Genomic DNA, 10,760 nt, shown 5'->3' with positions numbered 1-10,760 from the left:
CGCGGTCAGCGCACCTCGGTGATCTCGGGACCGCGCTGGAGCTGGCCCATGCCGCCGGAGAAGCGGGAGCTCTCCTGCTCCTCCTGCTGGACGCCCTCGGCGACCATCTGCGCGTCGTCCGGGAGCTTGAGGACGATCGGGTCGCGCGGGGCCATCGGCCCCTCGCCGCGGACCACCACGGTGTCCCGGAAGATCTGCTCCAGCAGCCCGGCGGTCTCCGGCTGCACCGCGCCCTGCCCGGAGATCACCCCGCGCAGGAACCAGCGCGGGCCGTCGACGCCGATGAAGCGCACGAGCTGGACGCCTCCGGTGCCGTCCGGGAGCTGGACCGGGACCTGCGCCCGCAGCTCCCAGCCGAGCGGGCCCTCGACCTCGTCGATGATGCCGCCCTGCTGGGTGATGCCGGTGGCGATCTCCTCGCGGACCTCGCCCCAGATGCCCTCCTTCTTGGGCGCGGCGAAGGCCTGGAGCTGTACGGCGCTGTCGCGTACGACGACGGTGGCGGCGACGATCGCGTCACCGGCGACCTCCACGCGCAGCTCCATGCCCTCGACGGCGGGGACGTAGACGCCCCCGAGGCCGACCCGGCCCTCCTCGGGCCGGGAGACCTCGGAGCTGTCCCAGGGCCCGTCGGGCCGGGGCGCGGGCGGAAGGTTCACCCGGCGGGGCGCCGGCTCGCCGTCGGTGGCGTCCGTACCGCTCTCACCGGCCGCGTCGTCGAACTGCTCGGTCTCGCCCGCTGCCTCCGCCTCGGCGGAACCACTCTTCTTGCGACGTCCGAACACGTCACTGTCCTTCCCGGTCGGATACGACCGAAGCGTATCGATTCCCACCCTGTACACCGCCCACGGCGGCATGACCGCCGGTGGACCCGAAGCCCCCCTCGGCCCGCGCGGAACCGGGAAGCTCCGCCACCTCGTGGAAGCGCACCTTCTCGACCTGCTGGACGACGAGCTGGGCAATCCGGTCGAACCTCGCGAACCGCACGCTCTCGCGCGGGTCCAGGTTGACCACGATCACCTTGATCTCCCCACGGTACCCGGCATCAACCGTCCCGGGGGCATTCACCAGCGCCACCCCGCAGCGGGCGGCGAGCCCGGAGCGCGGGTGCACGAAGGCCGCGTAGCCGTCGGGCAGCGCGATGGCGACGCCGGTGGGCAGGACGGCGCGCTCGCCGGGGGCGAGAACGGCGGCCTCGGTGGTCACCAGGTCCGCGCCCGCGTCACCGGGGTGCGCGTACGAAGGGAGCGGCACCTCGGGGTCCACTCGGCGGATCAGTACGTCGACGGGTGATGGCGCGTTGTTCACAGGCGCAGACCTTACCCGCGCGGTGGCCCGGTGGACGCACCGTGCCAAGCTTGGTTTCCATGGAGCCTTCCGCCGCGCGCTACGAAGAACGCCTGACCGCACCCCCCACCTGGTGGGGTATCGCCGCCCTGGTCGCCCTCTCGGGCGGCCTGATGACGCTGCCGCTGGGCGCGCTGCCGATGCTCGGCGGGGTGATCGTCGCGGGCGCGCTGGCGGCGGCCGGGGTGAGCGCGTACGGCTCCGCGCGGATCCGGGTGGTGGCGGACTCGCTGGTCGCGGGGGACGCGCGGATCCCGGTGGCGGCGCTGGGCGCGGCGGAGGTGCTGGATCCGGCGCAGGCGCGGGCCTGGCGGCTGGAGAAGGCGGACCCCCGGGCGTTCATGCTGCTGCGCAGCTATGTGCCGACGGCGCTGCGGGTGGAGGTCACGGACCCGGCCGACCCGACGCCGTACGTCTATCTGTCGACCAGGGCCCCCCGGGCGCTGGCCGCGGCGCTGGACGCGGCTCGTACGAAGTGATGACGTCCGCCGGTACGGCCCGCGCGTCCGGTACGGCCCGTACGGACGGTACGGGCCCTGTGGCGGGCTAGCGGCGGGCTAGCGGCCCAGTTCCCTCGGGAACCCGGGGGGCGGCTCGTCCGGGCCCTCCAGGGGCGGCAGGGCGGGCAGCGCGTCCCAGGGGACCTGGCGGCGGCGCAGGTCGTTCCTGACGTGTTCGGCGACCTTCTTGGTGTCGCGCCGGTTCATCAGGGCCCCGACGGCGGCGCCGACCATGAAGGGGACCAGGTTCGGCAGGGTGCGCACCATGCGCTTGGTGATCTGGTGGCGCAGCTCGCGCTTCATGGGGCCGTTGAGCGCGCCGTTGTAGGTCGAGGGCTTGGTGATGTCGACGCCCCGCTCCTGGGTCCAGGAGGTGAGATAGGCGGTGCTGCGGGCACGCAGCGAGCCGGGCGGGCGCTGTCCGTAGACCTCGTGCAGCTCGGCGATGAGCTTCAGCTCGATCGCGGCGACGGCGGTGATCTCGGCGGCCAGTTCGGCCGGCATGGCCGGTGGTACGGGCATCATCGCGGCGGCGCCGACGCCCGCCCCGACGGTGGAGCTGCTGTTCGCGGCGCCCGCGACCAGCTTGTCGGCGAGCTCCTCGGGGCCGAGCCCGGGGAACTGCGCCCGGAGCGTCGCGAGGTCCCGTACCGGGATCCGCGGCGCGATGTCGATGATCCTGTCCGCTACATAGGACAGAGCGGCCTTGGCACCGTCGCTCCCCTTGCGCACACCTCGCCGGAGGCCGCCCAGGCGCCGGCCCCCGGTCACGGGGCGCGCGTGGTCGTTCCCGACGGCTTCGAGCGAGGCCGTCGGGCCTCGCTCGTCGTGCTCGTGCGCGGCGTGCTGGGGCAGCGGGGCGGGGTGCTCGGCGGCGGACGGGTCGCCCTCCGCCGGTCCTGGCCCGCCCCGGTACGTCTCCGGTGCCTCCGGCCTGTTTCGCCGGAAGCGCCGTTTCCGGAACGGTGCGTCGCCTGCCACGGCCGCTCTGACCTCAGTCGCAGTCGCGGCAGATGGGCTGACCGTTCTTCTCCCGGGCGAGCTGGGAGCGGTGGTGCACGAGGAAGCAGCTCATGCACGTGAACTCGTCGGCCTGCCGGGGCAGGACCCGGACGGACAGCTCCTCGTTGGAGAGGTCCGCTCCGGGCAGTTCCAGGCCCTCGGCCTGCTCGAACTCGTCGACGTCGACGGCCGAGGTGGACTTGTCGTTCCGCCGGGCCTTCAGTTCCTCAAGGCTGTCCTGGTCGACGTCGTCATCGGTCTTGCGTGGGGTGTCGTAATCCGTTGCCATGTCGTCGCTCTCCCCCTCTGGGTCTCTGTGGTGTCTCAGCGCACGTAACGCGTGAGAGGCCGGACTTGTGCCCGACCTGAGGCGGAGATTTTGCCTCACATCAAGGTCTGTTACTCAATCGACACCCAACCGGACTCCTGAGGAGTGATCGGCTTCGGGTGGCGAAGGGGACCGTACACGGTCCCTGATTCCTGCCGCACGGGCGCCACCCCGTGTACTTCCCGTGATTCCGGCCCCCGGAAACCCGGACTTTACCGGCTTTCCGATGAAGGCTTGATCACACAGAGTCGATAGGCGGGAATTCGCCCCTGTGATCGATCACACAAGGACCGGCCGAAATCGGGGGCGGGGAATTCCGCGCAAAGCGAACAAAGTTATCCTGCCGTACGAATACCGAGCGCAGCGTCTCAGACCGGGAGAGTGACACGCATCACCAGTCCTCCCCCCTCGCGCGGCTCCGCCGAGATCCGGCCACCGTGCGCCCGCGCCACCGACCGGGCGATCGACAGGCCGAGGCCCACCCCCTTGTCGCTGCCGGTCCGCTCGGTACGCAGCCGCCGGAACGGCTCGAAGAGATTGTCGATCTCGTACGCGGGCACCACCGGGCCCGTGTTCGACACCACCAGGACCGCCTGGCCCTGCTGGAGTTCGGTGCTCACCTCCACCCAGCCGTCCTCCGGGACGTTGTACCGCACCCCGTTCTGCACCAGGTTCAGCGCGATACGTTCCAGCAGCACTCCGTTGCCCTGGACAACCGCCTGGGCGCAGTGGGAGCGGATCTCGACGCCCTTGGACTCCGCCTCGGCGAGCGCCTGGTCCACGGCGCGGCTGGCCACCTCGGCGAGATCGACCGGTTTCCGCTCCACGAGCTGGTTGTCGCTGCGGGCGAGCAGCAGCAGCCCCTCCACCAGTTGCTCGCTGCGCTCGTTGGTGGCGAGCAGGGTCTTGCCCAGTTGCCGCAGCTCCACGGGGGCCGCCGGATCGGAGAGATGGACCTCCAGGAGGGTCCGGTTGATGGCGAGCGGGGTACGGAGCTCGTGCGAGGCGTTGGCGACAAATCGCTGCTGCGCGGTGAAGGCGCGCTCCAGCCGCTCCAGCATCTCGTCGAAAGTGTCGGCCAGCTCCTTCAGCTCGTCGTCCGGGCCGTCCAGCTCGATCCGGCGGGCCAGGTCGGTGCCGACCACCCGGCGCGCGGTACGGGTGATCCGGCCCAGCGGCGAGAGGACCCGGCCGGCCATCGCGTACCCGAAGGCGAACGCGATGACGCTCAGCCCGACCAGCGTGAAGAGCGAGCGGCTGAGCAGGTCGTCCAGGGCCTGCTTGCGCTGGTGGTTGACGCAGGCGTTCATCGCGGTGTTGAACTGGTCCGGCGGCGCCTGGTCGGGGAAGTTGCAGGAGTCGCTGCGCACCTTGCCGCTGACGATCTGGAAGGGCAGCTCGCTGCCGACGTGCAGGGCCTGGGCGGCCAGCAGATAGATGATCGAGAGCAGCAGGATGCCCGCGATCAGGAACATCCCGCCGTACAGCAGCGTCAGCCGTATCCGGATGGTGGGACGGACCCAGGGCAGGTTCTGCTCCGGCTTCCTCGGGTCCCAGGTGGGCTTCGGGGGCGTCGCGGGCGGCGCCGGGGTGGTGGCCACCGCCGTCAGATCCGGTAGCCGGAGCCGGGCACGGTGACGATCACGGGCGGCTCACCGAGCTTGCGGCGCAGCGTCATGACCGTGACGCGGACGACATTGGTGAACGGGTCCGTGTTCTCGTCCCACGCCTTCTCCAGGAGCTGCTCGGCGGAGACCACCGCGCCCTCGCTCCGCATCAGCACCTCCAGCACGGCGAACTCCTTGGGCGCGAGCTGGATCTCCCTGCCCTCCCGGAAGACCTCGCGGCGGTTGGGGTCGAGCTTGATCCCGGAGCGCTCCAGGACGGGCGGCAGCGGCACGGTCGTACGCCGTCCCAGCGCCCTGACCCGGGCGGTCAGCTCGGTGAACGCGAAGGGCTTGGGCAGATAGTCGTCGGCGCCCAGCTCCAGACCCTCCACCCGGTCGCTGACGTCGCCCGAGGCGGTCAGCATGAGGACCCGGGTGGGCATCCCCAGTTCGACGATCTTGCGGCAGACGTCGTCGCCGTGGACGACCGGGAGGTCCCGGTCGAGGACGACCACGTCGTAGTCGTTGACCCCGATCCGTTCCAGGGCCGCCGCACCGTCGTACACGACGTCGACGGCCATGGCCTCCCGGCGCAGTCCGGTGGCCACCGCGTCGGCGAGCAGTTGCTCGTCCTCGACGACGAGTACACGCACGGTCGTTTTCCTTCCTCAGGGTGCCCGTCATCGGTGATCAGGGCAGGGCGTAGCGGTCGTAGCGGTCGTTGTGCGAAGGCCATCCTGCCGGTAACGGCCATAAACCGGCGGTAAGGCGATGCCGGGTGACCAGGCACGTCCCCGGTGGACCCGGATTCCTCGGGTCCGGGAGGTTTCTGGCGGACGGAGCCTGGGGAAGACGACTGCACACCCGAGATCACGCCCTGTTTGTGGCATGCCACACCCTTATCTGCCCGCCGGATAACTGTCCCTCCAGAAGACAGTGGGCGCCTGATCTTCCCGCCGTCGGCACACCCCCGTGCCACTGACCCACGACGAGGGGGCGCAATGGACGCGTTCACCGCCGGGCTTCTCCAGCGTATAAAGGCCACTGAAACCGACCTCACCCGTGCACGTGAGACGGGTGACGACTTCCTCGCGGATGTCGAACAGGAAGAGCTGGACGACCTGCGCCGGCTCGCCGCGGAACACGGTGTGGAGGTCGGCGCCGCAGGCGTCTGACCGGCCCGCATCCAGAGCCGCACCGATCGCAGTCGTACCGACTTGCGAACAGATATACGAATTATCAGAGCCGTAGGGACCACGGAGCCCCGGCGCCGGTGACGGCGCCGGGGCTCTCCGTGTGCGGGGCCGCCGCGAGGCTTCTGACCGGCCCGGCTAGTCGTGCCAGGCGCCGTACTCCTCCAGGAGCTTCTGGAGGGGTCCGAAGACGCCCGGCGTGGCCGCCACCGCGAGCTCGAAGCCGGGGCCCGCGCCGGGGCGGCCACCCGTCCGGGCGCCCGCCTCCCGGGCGATCAGATCGCCGGCCGCGAGGTCCCACGGGTGGAGCCCGCGCTCGTAGTAGCCGTCGAGCCGGCCGGCCGCCACATCGCAGAGGTCGATGGCGGCGGAGCCGGACCTGCGGATGTCCCGCAGCCTCGGGATCAGCCGCTGGGCGATCTCCGCCTGGCGGGTGCGGACGGCGGTGACGTAGTTGAAGCCGGTGGAGACCAGCGCGCGCTCCAGCGGCGCGTCCGGGCGGCAGCTCAGCGGGCGCCCGCCGAGGAAGGCGCCGCCGCCGCGCACGGCGTGGAAGGTCTCCCGGCGCATGGGCGCCTCGACGACGCCGGCCAGGGTCTCCCCCGCGTACTCGGCGGCGATGGAAACCGCCCAAGTCGGCAGCCCGTAGAGGTAGTTGACGGTGCCGTCCAGCGGGTCGACCACCCAGCGGACCCCGCTGGTGCCCACCGTGCTGGCGCCCTCCTCGCCGAGGAAGCCGTCGTCGGGGCGGGCCTCGGCGAGGAAGCCGGTGATCAGCTTCTCGGCGGCGATGTCCATCTCGGTGACGACATCGACGGGGCTGGACTTGGTGGCGGCGACGGCCAGGTCGTCGGGGCGGCCGTCGCGCAGCAGCGCCCCGGCCCGGCGGGCGGCCTCCAGGGCGAGGGCGAGGAGTTCGGCGGCGAGGCCGTCGGTCGGCTCGGGGGCGGTCACTGCGGGCTCCTTCAGGCGTACGGGCTGTCGGCGCCCGCCGCGGCGGGCTTGGGGGCGCGGGCCGGGCAGCAGCCGACCGGGCAGAGGTCGTGGCCGGGGCCGAGCGCGCCGAGGGCGCACCGCTCGACGGTCTCCCCGCGCTCGGTCGCCGCGCGCTCCAGCAGGAGGTCGCGGACGGCGGCGGCGAACCGGGGGTCGGCGCCGACGGTGGGCGAGCGGCGGACCGGGAGCCCCAGCTCCGCGGCCTTGGCGGTGGCCTCGGTGTCCAGGTCGTACAGGACCTCCATATGGTCCGAGACAAAGCCGATGGGGGCCATCACCACGGCCGGGACGCCCTCGCCGTACAGCGTCTCCAGGTGGTCGCAGATGTCGGGTTCCAGCCAGGGGATGTGCGGGGCGCCGCTGCGCGACTGGTAGACGAGGCGCCAGGGGTGGTCGATGCCGGTCTCGGCGCGTACGGCGGCCACGATCAGCCGGGCCACCTCCAGGTGCTGGGCGACATAGGCGCCGCCCGCGCCGTGCCCCTCCGGCGGGCCCGAGGTGTCGGCGGCGGCGTCCGGGATGGAGTGGGTGGTGAAGGCGAGGTGCGCCCCGTCCCGTACCTCGTCGGGGAGGTCGGCCAGCGAGGCGAGCACGCCCTCGATCATGGGTTCCAGGAAGCCCGGGTGGTTGAAGTAGTGGCGGAGTTTGTCGACCCGGGGCGGCTCGACGCCCTCCTCGGCGAGGGTGGCGAGGGCGCCCGCCAGGTCCTCGCGGTACTGGCGGCAGCCGGAGTACGAGGCGTACGCGCTGGTGGCGAGGACAGCGATCCGGCGGTGGCCGTCGGCGGCCATCTCGCGCAGGGTGTCGGTGAGGTACGGCGCCCAGTTGCGGTTGCCCCAGTAGACCGGCAGGTCCACGCCGTGCCCGGCGAAGTCCTTGCGGAGCGCGTCCAGCAGGACCCGGTTCTGGCCGTTGATCGGGCTGACCCCGCCGAAGAGGAAGTAGTGCTGCCCGACCTCCTTGAGCCGCTCCCGGGGGATGCCCCGGCCCCGGGTCACGTTCTCCAGGAACGGAACCACGTCGTCCGGGCCTTCGGGGCCGCCGAAGGAGAGCAGGAGCAGAGCGTCGTAGGGCGAAGTCGCCGACTGTTCTGGCATGGCTCCGATCCTGCCATCCGCCCCGGTACGGGGAGGGCGCGACCCCGTACGGCGGCGGAAAACCGGAGGCGCGTACCGTACGGCGAGCCGTAAGCTGTCACGGCCAGATTCATTGCTTACCGGAGCGTCCCCGTTGCGTGTGTTGCCCCGTTCCTATCAGGCGCTCTTCGACGTTCCCGGCACCAAGGGATTCAGCGCCGCCGGGCTGGTCGGCCGCATGCCGCTGGCCATGCTCAGTATCGGCACCGTCACCATGATCTCCCAGCTCACCGGCAGGTACGGGCTGGCCGGCGCCCTCTCGGCGACCATGGCCCTGTCGGCGGCGGTGCTCGGCCCGCAGGTCTCCCGGCTGGTCGACCGGCACGGCCAGCGGCGGGTGCTCCGCCCGGCGACGCTGGTCTCGGTGGCGTCCGTCGCGGGGCTGCTGGTCTGCGCCCAGCTCTCCGCCCCCGACTGGTCGCTCTTCCTCTTCGCCGCCGGCACCGGGTGCATGCCGAGCATCGGGGCGATGGTGCGGGCGCGCTGGGCGACGGTCCACCGGAGCGACCCCCGGGCGCTGCACACCGCGTACTCCTGGGAGTCGGTGGTCGACGAGGTCTGCTTCATCTTCGGCCCCATCATCGCCATCGGGCTCTCGACCGCCTGGTTCCCCGAGGCCGGCCCGCTGGTCGCCGCGGTCTTCCTGGCGGCCGGGGTGGTGTGGCTGACGGCCCAGCGGGCCACCGAGCCGGTCCCCCGGCCCCGAGCGGAGCACACCGGGGGTACGGCGCTGGGCTCGGCCGGGCTGCGGGTGCTGGTGGCGACCTTCGTGGCGACCGGCGCGATCTTCGGCGCGGTCGACGTGGTGACGGTCGCCTTCGCCGAGGAGCAGGGCCACAAGGCCGCCGCCAGCCTGGTGCTCTCGGTCTACGCGCTGGGCTCCTGCTGCGCCGGCGTGGTCTTCGGGCTGATCCATCCGCCGGGGCCGCCGGCCAAGAGGTGGCTGGTGGGTGTCTGCGCGATGGCCGTGAGTATGATCCCCCTCCAACTGGCCGGGAGCCTCCCGCTCTTGGCCGTGGCGCTCTTTGTCGCGGGCCTCTCCATCGCGCCGACGATGGTGACCACCATGGCCCTCGTCGAAAAGCATGTACCGCGCACCAAACTGACCGAGGGGATGACCTGGACCAGTACCGGGCTCGCGGTCGGCGTGGCGCTCGGCTCCTCGGCCGCCGGCTGGGTGGTCGACGCCGCCGGGGCAGGGGCGGGGTACAGGGTGCCCGTGGTGGCGGGCGCCGTCGCGGCCGTCGTGGCGTTCCTGGGGTACCGCCGGCTGCGCGAGCCGGCACCGAGGCGGGGAGGGCGTGGGGCGGATGAGCGGAAACCGGAGAGTCCTGACGAGCACGGCGGCCGGGAGCAGCGCGTGGCGTAACTGGGCGGGCACCGTGACGGTCCGGCCGGCCCGTACGGTCACCCCCGCCTCCGTCGAGGAGGTGGCCGCGGCGGTCCGGGCGGCGACGGCCCAGGGTCTGCGGGTCAAGGCGGCCGGTTCCGGGCACTCGTTCACCTCCGCGGCCGCCACGGACGGCGTGTTCGTACGGCCCGACCTGCTCACCGGCGTCCGGGAGATCGACCGGGCCGCGGGCACCGTCACGGTGGCGGCGGGCACCCCGCTCAAGCGGCTGAACGCGGCGCTCGCCCACGAGGGCCTGTCGCTCACCAACATGGGCGACATCATGGAGCAGACCGTCGCGGGCGCGACCTCCACCGGCACCCACGGCACCGGCCGCGACTCCGGCTCCATCGCCGCCCAGATCCGCGCCCTCGAACTGGTCACGGCCGACGGCACCGTACTGCGCTGCTCGGCGGAGGAGAACCCGGAGATCTTCGCCGTCGCGCGGATCGGGCTCGGCGCGCTGGGGGTGATCACGGCGGTCACCTTCGCGGTGGAGCCGGTCTTCCTGCTGACGGCCCGTGAGGAGCCGATGAGCTTCGACCGGGTGACGGCCGAGTTCGATCAGCACGTGGCCGAGAACGAGCACTTCGAGTTCTACTGGTTCCCGCACACCGGCAACTGCAACACCAAGCGGAACAACCGCAGCGCCGGTCCCGCGGCGCCGCCCGGCCGGATACCCGGCTGGATCGAGGACGAGTTCCTCTCCAACACCGCCCTCCAGGCGGTGTGCGCGCTCGGCCGCGCCGTCCCCGCCACGATCCCGGCGATCGCCCGGGTCTCCAGCCGCGCCCTCTCCGCCCGTACGTACACGGACATTCCCTACAAGGTCTTCACGTCGCCGCGCCGGGTGCGCTTCGTGGAGATGGAGTACGCGCTGCCCAGGGAGGCCGCGATGGGGGCGCTGCGCGAGGTCAGGGCGATGGTGGAGCGCTCCCCGCTGAAGGTGAGCTTCCCGGTGGAGATCAGGACGGCGCCCGCCGACGACATCGCGCTCTCGACCGCCTCGGGGCGGGACACCGCGTACATCGCCGTCCACCTCTACCGGGGCACGCCGCACCGCTCGTACTTCACGGCGGTCGAGCGCATCATGACGGCGCACGGCGGCCGCCCGCACTGGGGCAAGATCCACACCCGCGACGCGGCGTATCTGGCCGAGGCGTACCCGCGCTTCGGGGAGTTCACGGCGGTACGGGACCGGCTCGACCCGGACCGGGTGTTCGGCAACGCCTATCTGCGCCGGGTCCTCGGGGACTGACGG

At 72.1% G+C, this 10,760-nt stretch carries 12 protein-coding genes; 4 read left to right on the top strand and 8 right to left on the bottom strand.

Going from position 1 to position 10,760, the window contains the following annotated elements; all coding sequences use genetic code 11:
- Positions 1–5 precede the first annotated feature (5 nt).
- Positions 6–785, bottom strand: a complete 780-nt coding sequence (locus AB0O07_RS00510) for a DUF3710 domain-containing protein (RefSeq protein WP_365624572.1) — start codon at positions 783–785, stop codon at positions 6–8.
- Between the two features lies 1 nt (position 786).
- On the bottom strand, positions 787–1,308 hold the full coding sequence (gene dut / locus AB0O07_RS00505; RefSeq protein ID WP_365624569.1) for a dUTP diphosphatase: 522 nt from the start codon (positions 1,306–1,308) through the stop codon (positions 787–789).
- 59 nt (positions 1,309–1,367) lie between these two features.
- On the opposite strand from dut, the gene AB0O07_RS00500 reads away from it, so the two are divergent.
- The gene (locus tag AB0O07_RS00500) at positions 1,368–1,826 is read left to right on the top strand and encodes a DUF3093 domain-containing protein (RefSeq protein WP_365624566.1); all 459 of its coding nucleotides are present in this window, start codon (positions 1,368–1,370) and stop codon (positions 1,824–1,826) included.
- A 78-nt stretch (positions 1,827–1,904) separates the two neighbouring features.
- Here AB0O07_RS00500 and AB0O07_RS00495 read toward each other — a convergent pair whose 3' ends face one another.
- From AB0O07_RS00495 to AB0O07_RS00480, 4 genes are all read right to left on the bottom strand, one after another.
- On the bottom strand, positions 1,905–2,828 hold the full coding sequence (locus AB0O07_RS00495; protein ID WP_365624563.1) for a hypothetical protein: 924 nt from the start codon (positions 2,826–2,828) through the stop codon (positions 1,905–1,907).
- 13 nt (positions 2,829–2,841) lie between these two features.
- Positions 2,842–3,138: a DUF4193 domain-containing protein gene (locus tag AB0O07_RS00490; protein WP_030350183.1), complete on the bottom strand. Its 297-nt coding sequence runs from the start codon at positions 3,136–3,138 to the stop codon at positions 2,842–2,844.
- A 407-nt stretch (positions 3,139–3,545) separates the two neighbouring features.
- A complete protein-coding gene (locus tag AB0O07_RS00485) occupies positions 3,546–4,778 on the bottom strand; it encodes a HAMP domain-containing sensor histidine kinase (RefSeq protein ID WP_365624560.1) in 1,233 nt (410 codons plus the stop codon).
- Positions 4,779–4,783: 5 nt separating this feature from the next.
- The gene (locus AB0O07_RS00480) at positions 4,784–5,437 is read right to left on the bottom strand and encodes a response regulator transcription factor (protein WP_030745240.1); all 654 of its coding nucleotides are present in this window, start codon (positions 5,435–5,437) and stop codon (positions 4,784–4,786) included.
- Between the two features lie 348 nt (positions 5,438–5,785).
- Between AB0O07_RS00480 and AB0O07_RS00475 the strand changes: the two genes are divergently transcribed.
- Complete coding sequence (locus AB0O07_RS00475) at positions 5,786–5,959, top strand: hypothetical protein (RefSeq protein ID WP_329821500.1); 174 nt, start codon at positions 5,786–5,788, stop codon at positions 5,957–5,959.
- A gap of 156 nt (positions 5,960–6,115) precedes the next feature.
- Here AB0O07_RS00475 and AB0O07_RS00470 read toward each other — a convergent pair whose 3' ends face one another.
- Entirely contained in the window at positions 6,116–6,931 is an 816-nt protein-coding gene (locus AB0O07_RS00470) for an inositol monophosphatase family protein (protein ID WP_365624555.1), read from the bottom strand.
- 11 nt (positions 6,932–6,942) lie between these two features.
- Complete coding sequence (locus tag AB0O07_RS00465) at positions 6,943–8,070, bottom strand: ferrochelatase (RefSeq protein ID WP_365624552.1); 1,128 nt, start codon at positions 8,068–8,070, stop codon at positions 6,943–6,945.
- 142 nt (positions 8,071–8,212) lie between these two features.
- Between AB0O07_RS00465 and AB0O07_RS00460 the strand changes: the two genes are divergently transcribed.
- Together AB0O07_RS00460 and AB0O07_RS00455 are read left to right on the top strand one after the other, a co-directional pair.
- A complete protein-coding gene (locus AB0O07_RS00460) occupies positions 8,213–9,478 on the top strand; it encodes an MFS transporter (protein WP_365624549.1) in 1,266 nt (421 codons plus the stop codon).
- Positions 9,420–10,757: a D-arabinono-1,4-lactone oxidase gene (locus AB0O07_RS00455; protein ID WP_365624546.1), complete on the top strand. Its 1,338-nt coding sequence runs from the start codon at positions 9,420–9,422 to the stop codon at positions 10,755–10,757. Before AB0O07_RS00460 ends, AB0O07_RS00455 begins: the two co-directional genes overlap by 59 nt.
- Positions 10,758–10,760: the final 3 nt, after the last annotated feature.

Source organism: Streptomyces sp. NPDC093085, from assembly GCF_040683935.1.
Lineage (GTDB): Bacteria > Actinomycetota > Actinomycetes > Streptomycetales > Streptomycetaceae > Streptomyces.
Note: the sequence above shows the minus strand (reverse complement) of the source record. Positions and strands in the feature narration are given on the sequence as shown.

Excerpts from the sequence above, each read along its gene's own strand:
- AB0O07_RS00500 (WP_365624566.1), top strand. The coding sequence starts at position 1,368 with ATGGAGCCTTCCGCCGCGCGCTACGAAGAACGCCTGACCGCACCCCCC.
- AB0O07_RS00455 (WP_365624546.1), top strand. The coding sequence starts at position 9,420 with ATGAGCGGAAACCGGAGAGTCCTGACGAGCACGGCGGCCGGGAGCAGC.
- AB0O07_RS00490 (WP_030350183.1), bottom strand. The coding sequence starts at position 3,138 with ATGGCAACGGATTACGACACCCCACGCAAGACCGATGACGACGTCGAC.
- AB0O07_RS00465 (WP_365624552.1), bottom strand. The coding sequence starts at position 8,070 with ATGCCAGAACAGTCGGCGACTTCGCCCTACGACGCTCTGCTCCTGCTC.
- AB0O07_RS00475 (WP_329821500.1), top strand. The coding sequence starts at position 5,786 with ATGGACGCGTTCACCGCCGGGCTTCTCCAGCGTATAAAGGCCACTGAA.